The sequence below is a fragment of the Blastopirellula retiformator genome (genome assembly GCF_007859755.1).
GTDB lineage: Bacteria > Planctomycetota > Planctomycetia > Pirellulales > Pirellulaceae > Blastopirellula > Blastopirellula retiformator.
Genome location: NZ_SJPF01000003.1, coordinates 982558 through 1006606 on the forward strand (window position 1 = coordinate 982558; position 24049 = coordinate 1006606).

At 59.1% G+C, this 24049-nt stretch carries 18 protein-coding genes and 1 tRNA gene; 11 read left to right on the forward strand and 8 right to left on the reverse strand.

Annotation, left to right across the window (positions count from 1 at the left end):
* The first annotated feature begins 1 nt into the window (after position 1).
* Positions 2–1444: an efflux RND transporter periplasmic adaptor subunit gene (locus tag Enr8_RS15760; protein WP_146433198.1), complete on the forward strand. Its 1443-nt coding sequence runs from the start codon at positions 2–4 to the stop codon at positions 1442–1444.
* A 5-nt stretch (positions 1445–1449) separates the two neighbouring features.
* Positions 1450–4713 (forward strand): efflux RND transporter permease subunit, encoded by a 3264-nt coding sequence (locus tag Enr8_RS15765; protein ID WP_146433200.1) that lies wholly within the window; start codon positions 1450–1452, stop codon positions 4711–4713.
* Between the two features lie 89 nt (positions 4714–4802).
* Here the strand turns inward: Enr8_RS15765 and Enr8_RS15770 are convergent, their stop codons facing one another.
* The 4 genes from Enr8_RS15770 to Enr8_RS15785 form a co-directional block, all read right to left on the reverse strand.
* Complete coding sequence (locus Enr8_RS15770; protein WP_146433203.1) at positions 4803–5282, reverse strand: hypothetical protein; 480 nt, start codon at positions 5280–5282, stop codon at positions 4803–4805.
* 219 nt (positions 5283–5501) lie between these two features.
* Positions 5502–5942: a hypothetical protein gene (locus tag Enr8_RS15775; protein WP_146433205.1), complete on the reverse strand. Its 441-nt coding sequence runs from the start codon at positions 5940–5942 to the stop codon at positions 5502–5504.
* Between the two features lie 187 nt (positions 5943–6129).
* Positions 6130–6215 (reverse strand) — tRNA-Leu (locus tag Enr8_RS15780).
* A 213-nt stretch (positions 6216–6428) separates the two neighbouring features.
* Positions 6429–6764, reverse strand: coding sequence for a rhodanese-like domain-containing protein (locus Enr8_RS15785; protein WP_146433207.1), 336 nt, complete (start codon positions 6762–6764; stop codon positions 6429–6431).
* Between the two features lie 108 nt (positions 6765–6872).
* Here Enr8_RS15785 and Enr8_RS15790 point away from each other — a divergent pair, with 108 nt between their 5' ends.
* The 4 genes from Enr8_RS15790 (at position 6873) to Enr8_RS25505 (ending at position 9764) form a co-directional block, all read left to right on the forward strand.
* Positions 6873–8153 carry a CCA tRNA nucleotidyltransferase gene (locus Enr8_RS15790; RefSeq protein WP_146433209.1) on the forward strand — a complete coding sequence of 427 codons (1281 nt, stop codon included), beginning with the start codon at positions 6873–6875 and terminating at the stop codon, positions 8151–8153.
* Positions 8154–8231: 78 nt separating this feature from the next.
* Positions 8232–8756, forward strand: coding sequence for a DUF1109 family protein (locus tag Enr8_RS15795; RefSeq protein WP_146433211.1), 525 nt, complete (start codon positions 8232–8234; stop codon positions 8754–8756).
* A gap of 92 nt (positions 8757–8848) precedes the next feature.
* A complete protein-coding gene (locus Enr8_RS15800) occupies positions 8849–9496 on the forward strand; it encodes a hypothetical protein (protein WP_146433212.1) in 648 nt (215 codons plus the stop codon).
* 97 nt (positions 9497–9593) lie between these two features.
* Positions 9594–9764 (forward strand): hypothetical protein, encoded by a 171-nt coding sequence (locus tag Enr8_RS25505; RefSeq protein ID WP_186767685.1) that lies wholly within the window; start codon positions 9594–9596, stop codon positions 9762–9764.
* 64 nt (positions 9765–9828) lie between these two features.
* Here the strand turns inward: Enr8_RS25505 and Enr8_RS15805 are convergent, their stop codons facing one another.
* Positions 9829–15039, reverse strand: coding sequence for an SdrD B-like domain-containing protein (locus tag Enr8_RS15805; protein ID WP_146433215.1), 5211 nt, complete (start codon positions 15037–15039; stop codon positions 9829–9831).
* A gap of 54 nt (positions 15040–15093) precedes the next feature.
* A complete protein-coding gene (locus Enr8_RS15810; protein WP_186767686.1) occupies positions 15094–16128 on the reverse strand; it encodes a WD40 repeat domain-containing protein in 1035 nt (344 codons plus the stop codon).
* Positions 16129–16398: 270 nt separating this feature from the next.
* Between Enr8_RS15810 and Enr8_RS15815 the strand changes: the two genes are divergently transcribed.
* The 5 genes from Enr8_RS15815 to Enr8_RS15835 all read left to right on the forward strand — a co-directional run bounded on the left by Enr8_RS15815 (position 16399) and on the right by Enr8_RS15835 (position 20649).
* The gene (locus Enr8_RS15815; RefSeq protein ID WP_146433219.1) at positions 16399–17106 is read left to right on the forward strand and encodes a metallophosphoesterase; all 708 of its coding nucleotides are present in this window, start codon (positions 16399–16401) and stop codon (positions 17104–17106) included.
* Between the two features lie 100 nt (positions 17107–17206).
* On the forward strand, positions 17207–17728 hold the full coding sequence (locus Enr8_RS15820) for a cation transporter (protein ID WP_146433221.1): 522 nt from the start codon (positions 17207–17209) through the stop codon (positions 17726–17728).
* Positions 17729–17733: 5 nt separating this feature from the next.
* Positions 17734–18822: a M14 family metallopeptidase gene (locus Enr8_RS15825; protein WP_146433223.1), complete on the forward strand. Its 1089-nt coding sequence runs from the start codon at positions 17734–17736 to the stop codon at positions 18820–18822.
* Positions 18823–18953: 131 nt separating this feature from the next.
* Positions 18954–20264 carry a Gfo/Idh/MocA family protein gene (locus tag Enr8_RS15830; protein WP_146433225.1) on the forward strand — a complete coding sequence of 437 codons (1311 nt, stop codon included), beginning with the start codon at positions 18954–18956 and terminating at the stop codon, positions 20262–20264.
* 190 nt (positions 20265–20454) lie between these two features.
* Positions 20455–20649 carry a hypothetical protein gene (locus Enr8_RS15835; RefSeq protein WP_146433227.1) on the forward strand — a complete coding sequence of 65 codons (195 nt, stop codon included), beginning with the start codon at positions 20455–20457 and terminating at the stop codon, positions 20647–20649.
* A 96-nt stretch (positions 20650–20745) separates the two neighbouring features.
* On the opposite strand, the gene Enr8_RS15840 is transcribed toward Enr8_RS15835, so the two are convergent.
* Positions 20746–22035 (reverse strand): citrate synthase, encoded by a 1290-nt coding sequence (locus tag Enr8_RS15840; protein WP_146433229.1) that lies wholly within the window; start codon positions 22033–22035, stop codon positions 20746–20748.
* A 236-nt stretch (positions 22036–22271) separates the two neighbouring features.
* Positions 22272–24005: a peptidylprolyl isomerase gene (locus Enr8_RS15845; RefSeq protein ID WP_146433231.1), complete on the reverse strand. Its 1734-nt coding sequence runs from the start codon at positions 24003–24005 to the stop codon at positions 22272–22274.
* Positions 24006–24049: the final 44 nt, after the last annotated feature.

The window sequence follows — 24049 nt, forward strand, 5'->3', positions numbered from 1 at the left end:
GATGAGTGAACAATCGAGTTCGCCAGGATCGACCGCGGCACGGGTACTCACCCCGTTGATCATTATCGCCGTGGCGGTGGGGATCATCACCGCGATCGTCAAGATGCGTCAGCCGCCGAAGAAGCAAGACGTAGAGCGTCCGCTGCTAATGGTCGCGACCGCCCCGATCGTCAAGAGCGAGGAAGGGTTGACCTTTCACGTCGACGGCGTGGTCGTTCCCTACCGAGAAATCAATCTGTCGTCGGAAGTCGACGGCCGCATTACCTTTCGCGACGACGCACTTCGTGCGGGCGCCTATGTCGCCAAAGGGCAGCCGCTGCTAGAGATCGACCCGCGCAAATACGCGCTGGAAGTGGAGCGGTTAAGCAAAGAGGTCGAGCAGGCCGATGTCGCAATTCGCGAATCAGACGTCGAGATCGAGAACACGCAAGAGTTGATCGTGTTGTCGAAGCGGAACGTCGATCTGCAAATGAAGCAGGTGCAGCGGATGGAGCAATTGCTGGCCCGCAACGCGACCACCCCGTCTCAGGTAGAAGACGAACAGCAGGCGATGATCACCGCCCAGAATCAATTGCTGCAGCTGGAAAACCAGGTCCGCAGCTTGACGACCCGCAAGCAAGGTTTAGAACGTGCGAAAGAATTGGCCCAAGCGCGACTAGAACAAGCCAGGCTGGACTATGAACATACGAAGGTCGTTTCACCGGTCAACGGTGTGATTATCGACGACGCGGTCGAGCAAGATTCGTATGTGCCGGTCGGCTCCCAACTGTACAGGATCGAAGACACCAGCGCCGCCGAAGTTCGCTGCAGTCTGCGGATGGATGAACTTTCGTGGCTGTGGCGGAAGCAGATCGGAAAAACGGTTGATCCGCTCGCGGCTCGTGGTTCGGAAGATTATCGCCTGCCGCAGGCGCCGGTCACGATTTCTTACGAACTGGGAGGCCGTCATTATCAATGGGATGGCGTGCTGTCTCGCTTTGACGGGCTGGGGCTCGACGAACGAACTCGGACGGCGCCGGTATTGATCCGCGTTTCCAACCCCGACCAGGTGCGGCTTGATGGCGAACTGGTGAAGGCCCGCGGGCCGTCGGCGCTGTTGCGTGGGATGTTCGTCGACGTTGAAGTGAAGGTGCAGCCTGACATGCCGATCTGGCGGGTGCCGGAATCGGCGCTGTCGCTCTACTCGGCTCAGGCGCTAAGAGAGTCGATGTCGCCAGAGCAAGTCGCCAAGGCGCAAGCGTCTGCCGATCATTCGCGGCCGCAGTTCGTGTTGTGGCTGGTGCGAGACGGCAAGTTGGCGATTGAGCATGTCGACGTGTTAGTGATTGAAGACGAATTCGCCCTCATCAATGGTGAGAACGCTGATCTGCGCGATGACGATCAGATCGTGATTACGCCGATGGGATATCCCCAAGTCGGTCTCCCGGTGAAAGTGGAAGGCTAAGCGAAATGCGAGATTTAGTCCGCTGGGCGATTCGCAATACGCCCGCGATGAACATGATCATGATCTGCGTGATTCTGGTCGGCTTGATCAGTTTCGTCACGCTGCGTCGCGAGACCTTTCCAGAGTTTGAACTGGAAATCGTGCTGGTGACCGTTCCTTATCCAGGAGCAAGTCCTGAGGAAGTCGAGAGCGGCATTTGCGAGAAGATCGAAGAGGCGGTCAAGGATACCGTCGGCATCAAAAAGATGACGTCGGTCGCCAACAACGATTATGGCGCGGTCATTCTGGAACTGAACGCCGATGTCGACGCCCAGCGGGTGTTGAACGAAGTCCGCGGCGATGTTGAGCGAATACCGAGTTTTCCGCTGTTGGCCGAAGACCCCGAAGTGCAGCAGATTACGCTCCGCGAGTCGGCGATCACCGTCGGCGTGCTTGGCCCCGAAACGGACCAGCCGAGTCCCGAGCTTGAATGGCGCTTGCGCGATCTGGCCGAAGAGATTCGCGTCGAACTGCTGGCCCTGCCGAACGTTTCGCAGGCGGAGCTTTCTGGCGCCAAGGACTACCAGATTGATATCGAAATCGCGGAAGATACTCTGCGCCGCTTTGGCCTGACGCTTAAGCAGGTTTCGCAGATCGTTCGGGACGAAAACCTGGAAATGCCCGGCGGTCTGATTCGCACGGCATCGCAGGAGGTTCTCGTCCGGGGAGAAAATAAACGCGATATCGGCCGAGAAATCGCCAAGCTGCCGCTGATCAAAACGGTGGACGGCGTGGTGCTGTCAGTCGGCGATCTGGGGACGGTTCGCGACGACTTTGACGACGTCACATCATTCCAGCGCGTTGATGGGCGGCCGACGATCGCGATCTCGGTCAATCGCACCGCGCAAGAGGACCTGATTGTCATCACCGACGAGGTTAAACAGTTCGTCAAAGAGCGAACCGATCTGGTGCCGGAAGGCTTTAGCCTGGTGACGTGGGGAGATCAGTCGGAGGAAGTCAGCGATCGTTTGAACACGCTGACTAGCAATGGTTGGCAAGGGTTGGTCTTGGTGTTGATCATCCTGGCGCTGTTTATGAACACGCGACTGGCGTTCTGGGTCTCGATGGGGATTCCGATCTCGATGCTCGGGGCTTGTGCGACTTTGCTCTACTTCGGCGAAACGCTCAACATGCTGACGATGTTCTCCTTTCTGATGGCGCTGGGCATCGTCGTCGACGACGCGATCGTCATCGGCGAGAATATCTACGCCCACCGCGAAATGGGGAAGAGCTTTCATCGGGCGGCGATTGACGGGACGGCCGAAGTGTTGCCGTCCGTGGCGATGTCTATTGCGACCACGGTGTTGGCCTTTGTGCCGATGTTCTTTGTCGCCGGCGTAATGGGCAAGTTCATGGCGGTGATGCCGCTGGCGATGATTGCGATTCTGGTGATCTCGCTGTTGGAAGCGGCGTTTATTCTTCCCTGTCACTTGGCGCATGGGGACGACTCGGACGACCCATTCAACAATATGATCGACTTCTTCGCCTATCCGTTTCGACCGATTGGCGCCGTAATCAACAAGGTGGGAGAGTTCGCTTCAGCGCGGCTCGATTGGTTTGTCGAGCGAATTTATCAACCTGGGCTGCGGTTTTCGCTAGGCAATCCGGTAACGGTCGTGACCTTGGCGGTCGCGATTCTGGCGGTTTCGATCTCGGTGGTCTATGCCGGGTTTGTACCGCTTAATTTGATGCCCTCGCTCGACAGCAAGACGATTGTCGCCAATGTCGCCTTTCCGGACGGAACGCCGGCGTCACTGGCCGACGAAGCGACCCAACAGATCGAGGCCGCGATTCGCGAGGTCAATGCGAAGCACGAAGAGGGGGGCGAGACGGTCGTTCAGCTGATTCGCCGAAATGTGGGGTTCGCCCAACTGCGACAGGGACCTGGCCAGACGACCGATCAGTTCGGCAGCCATCTGGGTTCGGTCGTTGTGCGCTTGACGTCGCCCGGTTTGCGATCGGTCAGCAGTACGCAAATTGTCGATGAGTGGCGGGAAGCGACTGGCGCGATTGTCGGTTCGGATTCGCTGGTGTTCGACTCGCAGGAAATTGGCCCCGGCGGCAAGCAGATCGAGTTCAAGCTGCTGACGACTCCAAGCAACATGTCGCGGCTTGAGGAAGCGGTCGAAGAGGTGAAAGCGGAGTTGGCCAAATCGGCCGGCGTCTATGATATCGAAGACGATTCGTCCCCCGGCAAGATGGAGCTTCGCTTGCGGATGAAGGAAAACGCCAAAGCGATGAACGTCAGCGAACGGGACCTGGCCGAGACGATTCGCGCCACCTACTACGGCGACGAAGTGATGCGTCTGCAACGTGGTCGTCACGAAGTGAAGCTAATGGTTCGCTATCCTCGCGAAGATCGCCGCTCGCTGGCCGAATTCGATCAGATTCGGATTCGTACCGGCGATGGTTCGGAGCGACCAATCACCGAACTAGCGCACGTCGAAATCGTGCGCCCATTGAGCGAGATCAATCGTTTGGATCAGAAACGCTCGATTACCGTGTCGGCCAACGTCAACCAGCGACTGGCCAACTCCAACGCGATCATCGAAAACCTGAAAACGGAATATGTGCCGGAACTGCTGAAGAAATACCCGGGCGTTTCGATCCGCTGGGAAGGGCAGAAGGAGCAGCAGAGCGAGTCGCTCGGCAGCTTATTGATCGGTACGCTAGTCGCAATGATGGCGATGTATGTGTTGCTGACGATCGAGTTCAATTCGTACTTTCAGCCGCTGATCGTGATGATCGCCATTCCGTTCGGCCTAATTGGCGCCATCGCCGGGCACCTGTTGCTGGGGCTCGAACTGACGTTGTTCAGTTTCTTTGGCCTGGTGGCGCTGTGCGGCGTGGTGGTGAACGACTCCATCGTGCTGGTCGACTTTATCAATCATCGTCTGCGTGACGGACTGACGCTGTATGACGCGCTGATGGATACCGGCCGGCGTCGTTTCCGCCCGGTGTTGTTGACGTCGATCACCACGATCGCCGGTTTGACGCCGCTGCTGTTTGAAACCTCGCTACAGGCCCAAGTGCTGATCCCGATGGCGGTTAGCCTCTGTTTCGGCCTGATGGCGTCCACCTTCCTGGTCCTGTACTTGGTGCCGGTGTTGTACCTGATCTACGCCTATCTGGGCGGTCAGCGGCTGCACCAAGAGGAAGAGGACGAGGACGATCTGGAAGAGCTGCCCCCGGTGCAGCGCGAAGAGTTGGTTGCGGCGGATTTAGACTAAAGCATTCGCCAAGTGAAAAGCGTCATCAAAAAGCGACCTCCTTCTTGGAGGTCGCTTTTTTGTTGGTAAACGTTGAGAGCTCGATTCTGTTATCTCGACGTAATTTGGATGTCGTATTCCACCTTGCCGTCGTTCAAGGTCGTTGCGAGGCCGCTCTTCGATAGGTTGGAGAATTTTCCATACGACTTCGGCGCTCCCGGGATCGCTCGCGATATGGAGAGTCCAGAATCGTCGGTGGTAATGATCTTGGTAACCGGTTCAATGGCGATTTCGTATTCGCCCGCTTTGAGCGGCGCTTGGCTTGGCGGCTGATAGGCGTAGCCGCCGCGTGCGTCGACGATCGCAAAAAACGCTGTGTTGGGATCGGTCCGATGACGAAATCGAACGCGGGTGCCCACCGGGGCTGGTTGCGAGTCGACGGAGAGGACGCCATGAACGCCTCCCAAACCACCCGCACCAGAATCGTGGCAGCCAATTGCTATGCCAACGCAAAGAGTCAAAATGTGATAACAGACTTCGTCGACTTCCCAGCCGCAGGACGGCAGCCGCAGCGATAGTTTAAGAATCATCTAGGCGCCCCTTCACTGACCGGCGGAAAAGTCTACACGCGCAAAACTGCCATAGCAATCGCTGGGCTACTTCTTAGAGCGGTTTTCCTCCATCTGTATCGTTGTGGCTGGTTGCGGCCGCGCTGGTCGGCGTTGACCTGCATCGACGAATCTTGAGGATTCGCCTGCTTCGGTCGCCTTGACCAGCTTGCCTCACCAACGCCAGAAACGCTACAGCTATCAGAAAAACGCTCTAGGCGTCCCGCCGCGCGGTCGGCCTACGACTTCGGCGGGGACGTGTTTAAGCACTTCGCGGCGTTCGATCGCCCACCCTTGAAGGCTCAGCTTGTAGCCAATCATGCGGCCCGCCTGGAGCATCTTGCACACATTGTCGACCGAACAGCCTAGAATCTCCGCCGCTTCTGGCGTGCCTATCGGATCTTTCAACGGAGGAAGAGTCGCGCGTAGCCGTGTGTTCGGCTTTGCCGATCGGGGCCGCCCCGCCGACTTTGCAAAATCTTTCGCGTGCGCGATTGCGGATTGCCGCTCTATGAGGATCGCGCGGTCGGTTAGCTTTTTTCCGTCTAGCCTGCCTGCGTCGAATAATACGCGAACATAATTCGATTTGCACCCGATGATTTCCGCAGCGCGGTTAACGTCGATCGGCTCGCGAAAGTCCATTCCTACCCCCTCATTTTTGAATAGTCCAAGCCCCGCCGGCTTGACATCCGGCAAAAAGAGCCAAGGCTATAAAACCAGCAACAAACAAAGCCCCGAAGAATCGGGGCTATTTTGTGCCGCCAGGCACTTCCACGCCTGAAAGGCTCTGGCGTTGCGGGCCTTACGGCTACCGCACGCCTGACGGAAGTGCCGAAGAGAGGACTCGAACCTCCACGGGAAATTAATCCCACTAGGACCTGAACCTAGCGCGTCTGCCAGTTCCGCCACTTCGGCAGCTGATTGGGGCTGTTGAGCCATGGCTCATCGGGCCGCAATTCGCTTTACTTGGCTCAAGCGAGCCATTGGCAAGAGGTGAATTATAATCGAGGATCGTTTGGCGAAAAGGACCCCTACCCACAGAATCGGGTTCGCGGCGGAAGTTCCGCTAGCGGATGGCCGAATAGGCCGATTTTGCGGGCGAACCTTGGCTTTGCCGCCGGTCACCTGTTAGTAGGTCGGCACCGAATCGTCGATTTCCTGGCTCCACTGGGTGATTCCGCCGGTCATGTTTTGGGCTTGAGCGAACCCGTTTTGCCGCAACCAGTGGGTCACTCGCAGGCTGCGACCGCCCAGATGACAATGGACCACCAGCGGCGTTTCGCGGTACGGCTCGAGCTCGGCAATCCGCTCTGGCAGCTCGTTCATCGGGATCAGAACGGCGCCTTCGATCTTCGCGAAGTCGTATTCGTTCTCCTGGCGGCAATCGAGCAGCAGAAATTTGTCGCCGGAATCGAGCAGATTTTTCACTTCGTGCACAGAAATTTCGATCGGTGCGTCGGACATCGGTCGATTAGCTCCTAAGTTTTTCGTCAAAATAGAGACTCTTCGATCGTAGCCGGATTGGCCAAGGGGCGTCCAGTCCCGGCCGCGGCTTGATAAAATCGTCACGTAATGAACGCACACTCGACCAACGCCGCCCGTGATTTCTCGATTGAAGTCGTCCGCCAATTAAAAAGCCACGGCCATCAAGCGCTGTGGGCCGGCGGTTGCGTGCGGGACATGCTGCTGGGACGCGAGCCGAAAGACTTTGATGTAGCGACCGACGCGCCCCCCAGCTGCGTGCAGGAGATCTTTGGAGAAAAACGGACGCTGGCGATCGGCGCCTCGTTTGGCGTGATTACGGTCCAGGGGGGCAAACGCCGTGGCCAGATTGAAGTAGCGACATTTCGCGAGGATCTCGGCTATAGCGATGGTCGCCGCCCTGACGATGTCCGCTTCACCTCCGCCGCCGAAGACGCCAAACGCCGCGATTTCACCATCAACGGCATTTTTTACGATCCCGACGCCGAGGTGATCTACGACTACGTCGGCGGGCGAGTCGATTTGCGGCAGCGATTGGTGCGAGCCATTGGCGACCCGAACGAGCGTTTCGCCGAAGACAAACTGCGGATGTTACGGGCGATCCGATTCTCGTCGACCTTCCAGTTCGATCTTGAGATGAACACGCTCCGGGCGATTCAGCGGCATGCCGAAAACATCGCCGTCGTCAGTGCGGAGCGGATTGCGGTCGAAATGCGGAAGATGCTCACTTCGCCGCGGCGAGTTGAAGCGGTAGTGCTATTGCGCGACTCGTGGCTGTTTCAGGTGGTCTTGCCCGAGATCATCCCGATTTTGGATCACGCACCTCGATGGACCGAAACGTTACGTTCGCTGCAATGCTTGCCGGGAAACGACTTCGCCACCGCTTTGGCGGCATTGTTGCGATACCCGGCCGCCCGCGACTTGGCGATGATTGATCCACGGAAGCCGGTTCCGCTGCTTAGCGAAATCTGCCTCCGGTGGAAATTGACCAACGACGAAACGAAAGATCTGCAGTGGCTATTGCGGCATGTCGATCTGTTGCGTAGTGCGAAAGACCTGCCATGGCCCCGTTTGCAGCGTCTGTTGATTGACCCTCGGATCGAGAAGCTGATGAACCTGGCGACGGCGACCACCCTGGCTCGCGGGGAGTCGGAGCTGCACCTTGAATTTGCCGCTGAGCGACTGGCCTGGTCGGTCGAGCGGCTCAATCCGCCGCCGGTGGCGACCGGCGACGATTTGATCCGGGCCGGGCTGAAACCGGGCCCGCATTTCCAGGGGATGCTCGAGGCGATCCGCGACGCGCAACTAGACGGTCAGATCGCGACGTTGGACGAGGCGCTTGCCCTTGCCCGAGATTGGCGCCCGGCGTAGGTGGCCAATCGCGGCCGAGCGGCTATCATAGCGTCGTCCCCTGGCACGTATCTGTTTTTCCGCACCCGAGGCGACTTCATGACTTTTGCGATCGACTTGCTGCTCCGTTGGGCCCACATCGTTCCGGCGACCATTATGGTGGGTGGCGCCGTCTACGCCCGATTCGCCCTGGCGCCGTCCGCCGATCCGCTGGCGGACGAGCAGAAAGAACTGCTCAAGGCAGGCGTCCGCGCCCGGTGGATGAAGTGGGTGATGATTTGTGCGTTTCTGCTGTTGGTGAGCGGAATTATCAACGTAGTGCTGATCGCGACCAAATACGACTTCCCGCAGAAGTACTATCATCCGGTGATCGGCGTCAAAATGTTGGTGGCGATGGTGGTCTTTTACATCGCCAGCATGTTGGTCGGGCGCAGCGAAAACGCGGCTCGATTTCGCCAGAATGAACGAATGTGGTTGTCGCTAAACGCGGCCCTGGCGGTCTCGGTCGTGTTGATGGGTGGGGCATTGAAAATCGCGGAACGCGTCCCCAAAGCGGACGAAGAGGCGGTACAAACCGAACAACCCGAATTACCGGCCCCCTCTGCAGCGGAAAATGATTCGTAGCGGGCGTCGGTTCGACTAAGGTGGAGATTGCGCCGCAGCAGGGAAGCAGGCCGACGTTACTGGCAATTCCTCCCTCCGCTTAGCTCTTCGCCATGAACCCACCACGTGACGCCCTAGCGATCTTAAAACATGCCCGCGACGAACTCGCCGCGCGGCTTCGTCAACGCATCGTAGAGAACGAAGAAGACATCCTGGCCGATGCCCGGGGTGAGTCGTTTCTTAGCGATATCGAGACAATCTACGATCAAATCGGCGCACGGCTGGTACATGTAAATCAGATGATCTCGAGTCTGCCGGCGGACGTACCTAGTATTGAAACGGAGGCCCCGTATCAAAACGGCGATCCAGTAGTAGCGGCGGCCGAGACGACTTTCTCTTTTGAATCGACGCCCCCGTCGCTGCAGAACGACGGATCAGCCCCAATGCTGAGCTTGCCGGCCCCGCAGTCGCCTGCCAATTTTCAGCTCTTTATGCAGGCCATTCAAAGTGGCGACGTATCCCAAGCGGGACGCGTATTGGCCGAACTGCTGCAGATCGACTCGCACCGCGGCGAACAATGTGCGACCGTATTTTCGCAGCGATATCTGGAAGACCCCGAGATCGTCGCCAAAGCGATGCAGATTCGCAAAGAGCTGACGACCGGCAACTTCAACAACGCGATCATGCTGCTTTACGAATGCTTCGGGCTACAAGGAATGGAATCGATCGCCGCAATGCAGGCCCTGCGATCCATGCTATAAGCGTTCTTCCGATCGCTGTCGCGACACTCCCGTCCGCTGGCGATTGCCGCTACACTGGGGTGTAGGAATTCTCATCTCGCAGGCCCTGGACGCAATAATGGATAAAAAGGCGAAGAAACGACTCGAAGTTCTGAACAAGAAGATCCAGAAACTGACGCAGCAATTGGCTGGCTCCCGAGAGCAAGCCGATGATCCGAGCGAAACCGCCAAGTTTGAAGAAGAATTGGCGGCGGCCAAGGCCGAAGTGGAGAAGCTGAAAGCGAGCTAGTCCAACATCTTGTTGCAAATGCAACCCGGCCAGTCTTACCTGACTGGCCGGGCCACCCAATTGCTTACCGTTTTGCGGGTCCAGGCACTTCGCTGACGCGGGCTTCTCCTGACATCGCGTGGTAGACGCCGACTTCGTCGTAGCCGTCGCCGTCCCAGTCGCCGACCGCCGGATGGTCGCCCGCTTCGCCGAGCGTGAAGACTTTGTCGGTCTCGTCGAGGTAACGGTTGTTGTCGTGGTCGAGCGTCCACTTCCCGTCGCGGAAGATGCCGATCTCGTCGATACCGTCGCCGTTCCAGTCGCCAACCACCGGAACGTCTCCCTTATCGCCATATTTGACGCGGGAGTCGACTTCGTCGTCCCAGCGACCGTTGCCGTCTTCGTCCAGGCGCCATTCGCCATCTTGGAAGATGCCGATCGTCTGGATACCGTCGCCGTCCCAGTCGCCCACCACCGGATAGTTGCCGGCGGTGCCGAAGTGGAAGACGTGGTCGATCAAGTCCGAGCGGACCTTGCCGGTTGACGTCAGTTTCATGACGCGGCTGCCGAGGGTCGCTTCATCCGGTTTCGGCGGCAGGTTTTTCGAGATGCCGGTTGAGACGTTGTTCGGCACCGGCAGGCCTGGATCGCTGGCGACCGCTCGCGGGTCTCCCGGCCAAGCCTTCCCGTAGATGCCGATATCGTCCTTACCGTCACCATCCCAGTCGCCAACGACCGGGATGTCGCCGTCGTAGCCGAGCTTGGCCCACAGGTCCCCTTCGTCCCAGACGCCGTTGCCGTTGACGTCGATGTACCAGTGGCCCTTGTAGTAAATGCCGAAGTCGGTGACGCCGTCGCCGTTAAAGTCGCCCGAAACCGGTCGAGCGCCCGGCATGCCGAACACCTTGGTCAGGATCTCTTCGGCGTCGTTGTCGCCGGCCGACTGCAATTGCAGCTTCCATTCGGCCTGCAGGAATTCGTTGCCTTCCCACGGCAGAATCGACTCACTGGCGGCGGTGAACCAGACGTTCGGTTCGATGAACGCGATCTGGTCCTTGCTTCGCGGCAGACCAGCGTTGACGACGCTCAAGTGCCAGGTCACGCCGGTGGCGCCGCCGCTATAGCCTTGCAGCAGCGGCTGGACAATGAAGAGCGCTTCAGGCGGAATGATCTGGGCCGGCGGCGGAGCGACCGGAATCACCAGCGGAGGTAGCGTACCGACTGGCGCCGGCGGAACCGGCGGCAACGGAGTCGGAATGTTCTGCGCCTTCAGTTCGCTGAAGTTGTTCTCTTGCGAGTGGGCGCCGACCGGCAAGTCGATCAACGCGATCATGTCGTTCAGCGGGTCGACCATCAGCGTACCGACGTTGACGACATTCCCTTGATTGAACGCGACGCCCGCGGTGGTGCCGGCGACGTCGTTACCGTCGACATAACCTTCTGGATGAATCTGGAAGACCGAGTAAAACCCGGATTCCAAACCAGCGAACTGGTAGTAGCCGTTGGCGTCGGTGACGACCCGAATTGGGCCGCTGCCGTACGTCCCGCCGAGAATGCGCGGGTCATTCCCCATGATCGGCAAGCCGGTGATGCCGTCCCGCAGTTCCAGCATCACGCCAGCGATCGGCGTGTCGTCCGGCGTGCGAGTGCCATCGCGCTGCGACAGAGCGTCGGCCGGCAGGTTTCCGTCGTCGGTGGTGAACGTGGCGCCGTCTTGGTAGACGTAGCCGGAGATCGTCGCCGGAGGCAGTTCGCAGAAGTTGTGGTTATCGAGATCCAGTCCCGACGTGATGTTGATCCGAGAGATCGTGTCCTGGACCGAGTCGTCGGCCAGGCCGTTCAGGTCCATCTGATGTCCCTGGAAGTAACCGACCGGCTGGGTTTCGACCACCGTGTACTGGCCAGGCAACAGGTTATCGAACAAGTAATGTCCGTTGGCGTCGGTCGTCGTCGTGGCGATGACGTTTCCGGCGGCGTCCAGCAACTTGATGGTGACGCTGGAAATCGGATTTTCGTCGGCGTCAAACAGGCAGTCGTCGTCCGTATCGGACCAGACGAAACCGCCGATGCTGCCTGGCTTCACTTCGCCAAACTTGTAGTTGACGCCTTCATCGCCCCAAAGCAACGTCACTTCTTTGATCTCGTCGCCCGGGTTGGTGGCGGTACCGGTCGTCGCGCCGCCAATCGTGCCTGCGGCATCGATACCATCAAGGAAGCCATTGGGCTGTTGTTCGACGATGCGGTAGGTGTCGGCACGGAGATTCGAGAACATGTAGGTTCCGTCAGCTGCGGTCGTTTGCGTGCCGACCAGGGCGCCGCTGCTATCGTACAGATAGACGATCGCGCCGCCGATTCCCTCTTCGCCCGGATCCATCACGCCGTCGTTGTTCCGGTCGTGATAGACGAACCCGCTCAGCTTGGCCGGCTCATGTTCGCAGAAGTCATAGTTCACGCCGTGGTCGCCAGAGCGAATAATGATCGACGACAATGTGTCGTTGGCCGTGCGTTGACCGACCGCAACGCCATCGATCTTGCCGACGTGGTCGCCGCCATCGATCAGGCCGGCTGGCGTGATTTCGACAACGGTGTAGGTACCCGGCAGCAGGCCGTCGAACGTGTAGTCGCCATTGGCGTCGGTCAACGTTTCTTCCAGCAGGTTGCCAGCCGCGTCGTACAGGCGAACGATGACCCCTTCCAGCGGCGAGTTATAGGCTTCGTCGCTGAAGCAATCGCCATACTTGTCCGTCAGGTGGACCTTGCCGGAGATCGAGCCCGGCAAGATTTCGCCGAAGTTGTAGTTAATGCCGGTGTCGCCGCTGACTAGGCCAATCGCGGCGATTTCGTCACCCGGGTTAGTCGCGGTACCGCGAGTCGATCCGCCAACCGTACCGGCGGCGTCTTTGCCGTCGGTGTAGATGATCGGCTGGGTTTCGATGATGCGATAGGTGCCCGGCGGCAGACCGACCACTTCGTAGTAGCCTTGGTCATTGGTGGTGACCGTGAACGTCTCGTTGGTTATCGAATTGATCGCCTGAACGGTAACGCCGGCGATGCCATCTTCTCCGGCCTCTTTCAGCCCGTCGTTATCGAGATCGTGGTAAACGTACCCGCTGATGCTGACCGGCTTAATTTCGCCAAAGTTAAAGTTGATGCCGTCATCGCCCCACTTCAACTCGATCGACGTGATGTTGTCGCCCGGGTTGGTCGCGGCGCCGACGATCAAACCGCCGATCGTACCCGCCGTATCGAGACCGTCGATGTAGGCGCCCGGCTGGGTTTCGACGATTTTGTAGTCGCCAGCGCTCAGGCCCGTGAAGTTGTACGAGCCGTCGGCAGCGGTCGTCGTTGTGCCGACCTGCACGCCATTGCCGTCAAGCAGGATCACGGTGACGCCGGCGATCCCTTCTTCGCCCGACTCCTTGACGCCGTCGTTGTCACGGTCGTGGTAGACATAACCGCCGATCGTGGCCGCTTCGTGCTCGCAGAAGTCGTATTTGACGCCGTCGTCGCCGGAAAGCAGGACGATGTTGGAAAGCAGGTCGTTTTCCGAGTTCGCGCCGTTGCTGGCGCCGTTGACCGTACCGACATGGTCGCCGCCGTCGATCAGGCCGTCCGGCGTGTATTCGCGAATCTGGTAGGTACCCGGCAGCAGGTCGGCAAACGAGTACTGGCCGTTGGCGTCGGTGTAGGTCGTCGCTAGCACATTGCCGGCGTCGTCCAACAGCTCAATTTTGACCCCTTCAATCGGCGGCGTGATGATCGTGACGCCGTCATAGCAATTGCCGTCGCGGTCGGTCAGGTGGACCGAGCCGCTGATCGACGCCGGCTTGATTTCGCCAAAGTTGTAGTTGATGCCAGATTCGCCGCCCAACAGCAGGACGTTCAGGATCTGATCGCCCGGATTGACCGCGCCCCCCATCAACGAGCCGTTGACCGTGCCCGCCGCATCGATGCCGTCAATGTACGAGGCCGGCTGGACCGCTTCGACCACCGTATAGATGCCCGGCGGCAGCATCGTCGCTTCGTAGTAACCAACCGAGTTGGTCGTCACATTGAAGGTGTGGGTAACCCCGTCGACGTCGACTCCGGTAATGGTCATCGTGACGCCTTCGATCCCCTCTTCGCCCGCTTCCTTGACGCCATCGTTATCGCGGTCGTGATAGACATAACCGCTGATCGAGGCTGGCAGCGCTTCGGCGAAGTCGTAGTTAATCGCCGCGGTTCCGCCGTCGACGATCGTGACCTCGGTCAGCCAATCCTTCGTGCTGGCGAGGGTCGAGCCGATGGCATTCCCGGCGACAGTACCCGGAATTGCGCCGACGCTGAAGTAGCCGGAGGGCTGGGTTTCGCGAATTTGATAAGTGCCGGGCTGAAGGTTCAGGTTCGCTCCGAACTCGTAATCGCCTTGGGCGTTGGTCGTGGTCGTATATCCGGTGTCGACGTAGACGCCGTTAACTTTCGTCCACAGCGAGAGCGTGACGCCCGACAGACCAACTTCGCCCGCGTCTTGATTCAGGTTCAGGTTGACGTCATGGTAGACGCGTCCCGAGATCGTGATCGGCAACGGTTGCTGAACGCCGTTGCCAAAGGCGCCGTCGGTCCGGTCGCGATGTCCGGTCGCATTGTCGGACGGAAGATTCAGCCCCGAGGCGTTCAACAACGGATCATAGGCGTCGACAAACGTCGTCGTGATCGTCGTATCGTGATAATGCTCGGCCGAGAAATCGGCGATGAACTGCGTCCCTTGAACTTCGGCGCCCGAGGCGATCGGGTCGATCAGGACGTTGCCGGGATTATTCGGATCGTAGACGATGACTTCGTCGACATCGATTTCAAAGACGAACTCTTCGCCCGCGTGAAATCCTTCAAAGTCGATCTGCAGGCGTGTACCGCCGTCAACGACGGTTACCGTATAGCCGTCAATGCCGTCGGCCGAGATCAACTTGAATGGAAAGAAGCCGTCGGCTCCGAGTCCGCCGGCAGCGATGTCGAAGAAAGTATCGCCGGCGCTTAAACCCGGGAGATTCCCGAAGTTGCCGATCTGGTCGCCGTCGATGATGATCCGCTTCAATTCCGTTCCGTCGGCGCCGCCGGAGAACGTAATGCGGAAGGTATCGCCATGGTCGTCGCCGCCCGAGGCGTCTTCTTCCGTGTAGGTGGCGCCAATTTGGATCGGGTCGGCGTCAAAGACGCGGCGATCTTCGAGAGTTTCGATGCTGCTGCCGCGAAGTGCAGGTCGAGCGGGGCCGCTACGTTTGCGGCCCTTCAAAAGCGAGTTAAACATTCGGCGAAGCATTTAGCGCCTCCATGCGTGCGTACTATCACGACATCCCTGCCGCAATCGTCGAACCTATTTCGTGAACAAGCTGCCCTGGGGGGTGAGTGCGGTTCGTTCCCCCGATTCGATCTTCCAGATGCGAACCGTGGTGTCGAAGCCGCCAGAAACGATCGTGTCGTTGTAGACGTCGATCGAAGTGACGCTGCCCGAATGCCCTTCGAGGCGAGCGATTTCTTGGTGCGTGGTCATATCCCACAACCGCAGGCGATTGTCGCTGCCGGCGGAAATCAACGTGTTGTCGTCGATCAGCGTCAGAGCCATGACTTTGGCCGGGGCGCTCGACATTTGAGCGACTTCCTTGCCTTGGCCGAGATCAATGATCTTGATCATCCGATCTTCGCTGCATGAGATCAGATGCGACGAATCGCTCGTGAAAACCAGCGAATGAGTCCGTTGGCGGTGAGCTTTGACTTCACCCAGCATCTGTCCGGTTTGGGCGTCCCACGTGCGAATCACGCCGTTGCGACCGGCGGCGGCGACGATCGCCCCATCGTGCGAAAAACTGACGCATCGCATGTCGTTGATCGGAGCTTCCAGCTCATGGATTTTTTCGCCGGTGATCGGATCATGAATCGCGATGGTCGGGCCAAAGCCGACGATCGCCAGCATGGTGCCCGCCTTGTTAAACGCCAGATCGGCGACCGCGTACGGAAATTCGCCCATCGAGCGGAGTTGAGCGCGACGTTGGACATCCCACAGAATGATGCGGCGATCATTGCCGGCGGTGGCGAGGGTCGCTCCATCGGGCGAGAACTTCACAGCCCGAACCCAGTCGCGATGATCTTCCAGACGGTAGAGTTCGTTGCCCGACTCCATCTCAAAAATTCGGACGATGTGGTCGTCTCCCGCGGCGGCGAAGATCGCGCCGGCCGGGTGGATCGAGATGTCGGAGATCACCGGCGGGTGAAGTCGGCCCGGTTCGGGACGAAGTTGAATGGTGCGGTCGAGTTTGGCGGACGGTTCTTGCGCCTGAGCGACGCCTACGATCCAAGCCGCTAGCAATGTGGCGGCCAAGACAACCGTAGACGGAACGCGATCGATGCTCATCTTTCCCATCCCTCTAAAGGCGAACTTCTCTGCGCGCATGTCATGGCGCAATCCTTGATCTTCTATCGGCGAAAGAGAGATCGAGTCCGCAACGGAATGTGCGAAAATATCCTTCTGGCGGAAGAAGTGCACATTAATCGGATCTTGATGGTCATACGTTTCGTAACCATTACGAAGCTGCTAGCTTGGAAGCCGCTGCAACGAGGGTCGATCAACCGATAGGTGAGTTATCGAGATCCGTTTTGAGATTCCCGAACAAGGGGTACCGTCATGCCAGCACGAACCATCGCAATCGGCGACATTCATGGCTGCGTGCATGCGCTGGACGCGGTGTTGGACATGGTCCAGCCGACGCTGGACGATACGGTGGTGGTGCTAGGCGACTACGTCGATCAAGGCTGGGACGTGAAATCCACGATCGAGCGACTGATCGAGCTAGAGTCGCAAACGAACCTGGTCCATTTGCTCGGCAATCACGAGGAGATGTTGCTGGCGAGTCTCACCTGCGAAAAAACATGCCGCTATTGGGAAAATTGTGGCGGCGCCCGGACGCTCAGTTCTTATCGTCTGGGTGGGAAGATTTCCGATATCCCCTCCGACCACCTGGCGTTCATCTACCGTTCACGTCCCTATTATGAGACCGAGAACTGCATTTTCTCGCACGCCAATGCAGAGCCTGACTTGACGATGAACCGGCAGCCTCCGTACGTTCTCCGCTGGAAGGTGTTGGAGCCGGATGCCCACGAGTGTCACTATTCCGGCAAGACGCTATTCGTCGGCCATACCGAACAGCGTGACGGCGAAGTCCTGAATCTCGGCTGTATTCAAGGCATCGATACCGCTTGTTGGAGAAACGGTTGGCTGACCGCGATCGATGTCAACGATCGGCATTTCTGGCAAGCGAGCCGATTTGGGCAAATGCGAGAAGCGGACGAGCCTGCCCTGGCCGAGGCGGTCTCGGCCCACCAGGCCGAATAGCTCGCCCCCGTTTTCCTTTTGCCGCCGGGCCCGAGCAAGTGCTAGAATTGGGTGATTCGCTGAAACCTGCCGTTTTCCCCCGCTCGATCGGAGACAATCGATGTTACGCATCACGCTCGCCCTCCTTTTTTCGTTCGCCTTGTTTTCGTCCGCCGCTCATGCCGCGACGACCGTCACGCTGACAAATATGCATCTCTGCTGCGGCAAATGCGTCAAAGCGGTTCAGGCGGCAGTCAAAGATGTACCGGGGGCGAAAGTCGCCGTGACCGCCAAAGAGGGGAAAGCGGTGGTGACCGCCAGCGACGACAAATCGGCCCAAGCCGCCATCGATGCGATCGCCGCGGCCGGCTTTCATGCCGTGACCGATAACGAAGATCTGACAATGAAGGACGACTCGGGCGTGAAGGCCGGCGCCGTCAAACGCCTGGAACTGACTGGCCTGCACAACTGCTGTGGCGCTTGCACCAAGGCGATCAAGGAAGCGGTCGATCGCGTCGACGGCGTCACCGCTGACACCGCCAAGCCGAACCAATCGACGATGGTGGTCGAAGGAAACTTTGAAGCCGAGGATGTCGTCGCCTCGTTGCTGGAGGCGGGTTTCCAAGTCAAAGTGAAGCAGTAAGTCGGGTGAGCCACTCGACGGAGCTGTGGTTTCCGCGCGACTATCAGGAGTCGCGTGGTGAGTTTCTCTCCGTTGCCGAGAAATTGTCCGGCGAGCTCGAATCCCATACCATCGAGTCGCACGGCCCGGCGGGAGAGTCGCTCTCGATCGACCTGCTGACGCTGGGGGATCGTGACGCGAGCGACTGTTTGATTCTTTCCAGCGGCTTGCACGGCTTAGAGGCTCCGCTGGGGGCCGCGATTCAACTCGGTTGGATGAGGCGCCAACTTGCCAGCGGCATTGAGCCCAAGATCCGCGTCGTGCTGGTGCACGCCCTCAATCCGTACGGTTTCGCTCATCTTCGGCGCGGTGAAGCGGAGAACATCGATCTGAATCGCTCTTTCCTACGGCGTGGAGAAGAGCGTCGCGGCGCTCCGCCGCTGTATGAAAAACTTGACGCGCTGCTGAATCCCGAATCGCCGCCAGGCGGTTTCGACTTCTTTGCGCTCCGCGCCGCCGCAATTCTGATGCGCTATGGCATGACGCAGGTCAAACAGGCGATCGCTGGCGGTCAGTATGAGTTTCCCCGCGGCCTGTTCTACGGAGGCAAAGGGCCCAGCGAAACCCAGCAGTTGCTCACGCCTCACTGGAAAGCCTGGCTGGGCCAAACCCAGCGAGTGATCCATTTGGACATCCATACGGGACTGGGGCGGTGGGGAGAGCTAACGCTGCTCTCAGCGGCCGGCAACGACAGTCCCTGGCGGCAGAACGTGGGGAAGGCGCTCGGGGGAGCCAGTTACAACCGAGAGCAGGAAAACGCCATCGCCTACGAAGCCCGTGGAGATTTTGGGCTCTGGTGCGCCGAACAGGCGGAAGACGTCGACTACGCATACTACTGCGCCGAGTTTGGCACATACTCGCCTACCCGCGTACTCAGGGCGCTACGAGCCGAAAATCAGGCGCATCACTGGGGCGATCCGGCCTCGGCGGCCTTTCAAACTGCCAAGCGAAACGCCGCCGAAGCGTTCTGTCCGGCGCGGATGGCCTGGCGACAGAAGACGTTGGCCCGCGGCTTGGCGCTGTGTGAGTCGGCGATCGCTCACCTACAAGAGTAGGGGGAAATCGGGCGACTTCTGATACGATCATTGCCCGATCGTAGTAAGTCTGTGCGCACTTTTGCATCGTGTTAAGAACTCTGATTCAATTGGGGAGTTCCGCTTCCTTTCCCACCTCGGAGTCACACGACATGTCGCTGCGAACTTCTCGCCGTCGCTTCCTGGTCGCCGCCTCGGCCGCCGCATCTGGTATCGGTTTCTACTCGCAACTTCCCGCCGCCGAATCGAAATCGCCCAACGAGAAACTGAACTTGGCCGGCATTGGCGTCGCCAATCGCGCCAGCGCTAACCTATCGGGTTGCTCGGGTGAAAACTTCGTCGCCTTGGCCGACATCGATTCCAACTTTCTGGAGCAGGGGACCAAGCGTTTCCCAGGTGCCAAAGGTTACGCCGATTATCGCGTGATGCTGGAGAAGGAGGAGGACAACATCGACGCCGTCGTGGTCAGCACCGCCGATCACGCCCACGCCCCGGCGACCGCCATGGCGCTGCGGATGAAAAAGCACGCCTATTGCGAAAAACCGCTCTCCCACACGGTATACGAATCGCGGGTCGTCTCGGACCTGGCGAAGGAAAACAAGTTGGCAACCCAGATGGGTACCCAGATCCACGCGACCGACAACTATCGTCGCGTCGTCGAACTGCTCAATAGCGGCATCATTGGCGATGTGACCCGCGTCCATGTCTGGGTCGGCAAAGGCTGGGGAGACGGCAAGTATTCGTTTGGCCAAGAGCCGCCGAAGTCGCTCAACTGGGATCTGTTCCTGGGTTGTGCGCCCGAGCGTCCCTACAGCACCGGCGTCCATCCGGCGAACTGGCGGCGGTTCTGGGATTACGGCACCGGTACGTTTGGCGATATGGCTTGCCATTACGTCGACCTGGTCCACTGGGCGCTCGATTTGAAGCATCCCGAGAAGGTCTCAGCCGAGGGGCCGGAAGTCGATCCGGTCGGCTGCCCGATGTGGTGCATCGCCGACTATCAGTACCCGGCTCGCGGTGAAAAGCCGCCGGTCCACCTGACCTGGTATGACGGAGTCAAGCGTCCGGACGAACTATCGAAGCTGAAAGACAAGTCGGGCAATCCGTTCAATTGGGGCGGCGGCCAACTGTTCGTCGGCGACAAGGGGATGGTCCTGTCGAACTACGGTCAGCACTTCGTTTTCAAAGATGGCGAACTGGTCGACTTTGAGGCGCCCGAGCAGACGATCCCGGGCTCGATCGGGCACCACAACGAATGGCTGCAGGCGATCCGCACCGGCGGGCCGACCACCTGCAACTTCGACTACTCAGGCGCCCTCAGCGAAGCGGTGCTGCTGGGGACGGTCGCCTACCGCAGCGGCGACGTCGTCGAATGGGACGCCAAGAACCTGAAGGTGACCAACAACAATTCGCTTGCACAAGACCTGATCCACAAGGAATATCGCAAGGGCTGGACGCTGTAAGCGATCGGTCAATTTGTACGAATTCGACGGCCGCAGCGGAAATGCGCGCTGCGGCCTTTTTTTGTTTGTCATTAGGAAAAGGAGAGTGTAAGTTGGCTTCATCGCTCACCCCCTCTCTGGTATGTCGTGAGGGCGTAGCGAAGCAATTCTTAGAACGCACTCGCTTCTTCATTTCGGGGGAAATTTAACCATGGGTGGTTGGGGTGGTACGCTGATCCTTTTGGGGGCAGGGTCTTTCCTGCTGAACATGATCGGCATGGAGTTTATCTTGCTGAGCTGGGTCGACATGTGGGGTACGATTCCCGGAATCGGCATTCGGCTTGGCGTCATCGCCTTGGGGGTGGTGATTCTGGCGGTCGGCGGCGCTGCGGCTAGCGACGAATAAACGCAAGCCGACGCTTCGTCAGGGCCAAGAAAAAGAGAACGCCAAGCGATCAATCGCTTGGCGTTCTTGCGTTTGGAAATGGAGCGCTCCGCTCGACTAGCCCCGTTTCTCCAGCGGGACGAAGTCGCGTTCGGTTTCGCCGGTATAGACCTGACGCGGACGGCAGATCCGCTTGGTCGGCGAGCCTTGCATTTCTTTCCAGTGAGCGATCCAGCCCGGCAGACGTCCGATGGCGAACAGCACCGTGAACATCTGGACCGGAATGCCGATCGCACGGTAGATGACGCCAGAATAGAAGTCGACGTTCGGGTAGAGCTTCCGTTCGATGAAGTACTCGTCGTTCAGAGCGACTTCTTCCAGACGCTGGGCGACCTCAAAGATCGGATCCTTGATTTCCAGCTTCGAGAGTAGCGTATCGCACGCCTTCTTGATGATCGTGGCCCGCGGATCGAAGTTCTTGTAAACGCGGTGACCGAAGCCCATCAGGCGGAACTTGCTGGTCTTGTCTTTGGCCAGCTTGACGTACTTTTCGACGTCCTTGCCGTCGGCGATGATCTTCTCGAGCATCGAGACGACCGCTTCGTTGGCGCCGCCATGTAGCGGGCCCCACAAGGCGCTGATGCCGGCCGAGATCGACGCAAACAGGTTGGCGTCCGAAGAGCCGACCATGCGAACGGTCGACGTGCTGCAGTTTTGCTCGTGGTCGGCGTGAACGATCAGCAGCAGATTGAGTGCGCTGACGAAGTCGGGATCGACGTGGAACGGTTCGCTCGGAACGGCGAACATCATCTGCAGGAAGTTCTCGCAGTACGACAGGTCGTTTTGCGGATAGACGAACGGCTGACCGACCGACTTCTTGAAGCTGTAGGCGGCGATCGTCGGCAATTTGGCCAACAACCGGTGAATCGAGACCTCGACCTGACGCGGATCGTGCGGGTTGAGCGAGTCTTGATAGAAGGTCGAAAGCGCGCTGACCACCGAGCTGAGAATCGCCATCGGATGGGCGTCGCGGGGGAAGCCGTTGTAGAATGACCGCATGTCTTCGTGCAGCATCGTGTGCCGGCGGATCGACTTGCGGAAGTCCATAATTTCCTGCTCGGTCGGCAATTCGCCGTAGATCAGCAGGTACATGACCTCGACAAAGTCGCAGTTGCTGGCGAGCTGTTCGATCGGATAGCCGCGATACCGCAGAATTCCCTTCTCGCCGTCCAGATAGGTGATGTTGCTAGTGGTGGAGCCGGTATTGACGTAACCGTCATCCAGCGTGATGAAACCGGTTGCAGCTCGCAACTTACCGATGTCGACGGCGGTTTCGTGCTCCGACCCCTCGACGATCGGCAATTCGATCTCGGCATCGCGTACGCGTAGATGGGCGACCTCAGTCATCGACGGCTCCTCTTCGTCATCAAAAGCGACGTGCGACGTCCGAAGGTCGGGTCGCATGGATGTGAAAGCATGGGGTGAGAAATACTCTACCCGATGGATGCGGTCGGCAAAATAGCCGAAGGCGCAATTCGCCCCCGCAGATAACCGCACTACCGCCAATTCTACATCCCTCGCACGTTCGAGACGAGGAGGGAAGACCGGCGAAAGAGATATTAGCCCGGCTTGTGCTGCAGGGCCTAGCGTCGCGATTCCGGTGAAGGGGACGTTGCGGTCTGGGAAGACTTTTCCTCGTCAAAGATCGTCCAAACCGTGGTCCGTTTGCGAACGCCGGTGATGTACTCGCGTTGGGCTTGGTTAGCTCGCTCGTTTCGAATCTTTTCTTTAATTTCTAGTTGCGCGTCGCGGAACGGCTTCATCGAGTCCTCTTCCCGCTCCAGAACTCGCACAATGTGATACCCTTCCGGCGACTCGATAATCTGACTTAGCCGGTTGGGCGGCAGCGAAAAAATCGCCCTGTCGATCGTTTCGTTTTTCAGGCTGTCGCGGGTAGTCCAGTCATATTGCCCCCCGTCAGAAGCTCGAAAGCCCTGCGAGTGCTTCTTGGCTACGGCGTCGAGCGGGGCCCCGCGCAGCACCTGATTGCCCATATCGGCGATTGCCTGCTCGGCCTCGCCTTTGGTGTTGAATTTGTCGAACCGGACCATCAGCTGCTCCCAGCGAGCCCGGGCGGGGCGTTCGTATTCCGCAGCATGCTCATGGTAAAAGTCGAGCATTTGCCGGTGGGTCACTTCGGTGTCAGGTTTGACGTGCGTACGCAACTGCTGCTGCGCGATAATTTGTTCCAGGAATAGCCGTTTCTTCTTCTCCAGCGACGACCCTTCTTTTCGCAATGCGATATCGAGCTCGGCCGGCGTCTGGACGCCGTATTGCTTTAGATCGCTTTCCATCTGGTACTCGGCGTACTGCGTGTCGAGGTGCGCCTGCATCTCGGTCAGCTTGTCTTGCGGGATGGTTCGGATGAAATCGAGATAGACCATCTTGGTGTCGATCATGTTGGGCAGCAGTTCGCGCAGGGCCAGCTGACGCTGTTCTTCCAAGATCTCTTCGGTGACTTGGGCCTGCTGCTCTTCGGGCAATTGAGCGACGCGCTTGGCGATCGCCTGGTTGACCGGTCCGAGGATATCACCCGCCAAGATCGGCTGTCCGCCGACGAGCGCGACGATGCGGGCCGGCTTAAACAGCTTGTCGTCGGCAGCAACCGGGGGAGCCTGCATCGGCGGCCCCTGGGGATACGCGGGGGTTGCCGGGGGGGCGACGTTGTTGGTCGCGGAATAACCATTGGCGACCGGCGGGGCATAGTTGCCGGTCGAATAATTGCTATTGGGAGAACCGCCGGCGGTTGGATAGCCGCTTGGCGGCGCATACGGATTGGCGCCGCCATACTGACTTGGCGTAGCGCTGGGCGCTGCAGTGCGCTGCCAAGGTTGATAGCCTGACTGCGTCGGCGGAGTCGTGGCGGCCGCTTGCGGTGGTTGTTGTTGGCCCCAGGCCGATGCCGCTTGTTGGTATTGATCGGGACGCCAAGGTTGCGTCGTTCCATTGGCAGCCGGGACGCTGCTGGTCGGCTGGTCGCCGATTTGCGTCGTTACGGCGCGGCGACTCGGTTGTTGCGTGTAACCGGGCGCAGCGTAGGGATTGCTGGGATAGGGAAGCGGCGTCGTTGTTGGCGCTGGCGTTTGGGCAGCGCCTTGCGCATCGGCGACGCGGTAGTCGGGCGCACTTCCTCCGCGGTTCTTAAAAGGATCAGTCGGCGTCGTTTCGGTCGTCGACTTGCCGCTCCAGGGAAGCCAAGAACGTAAGCCGCTCATCTGCGCATGAAGTTGCGCCGACTTGGCGCACCACGGAAGCGAACCGAACGTCGTCACGACGAACGTCACGAGGAAGATGGAAATCGAGCTGCGGCGGATCAAGGAACCCTCCGTCCAGGCAAATAACGGGCCCGAGCGAGTTTGGC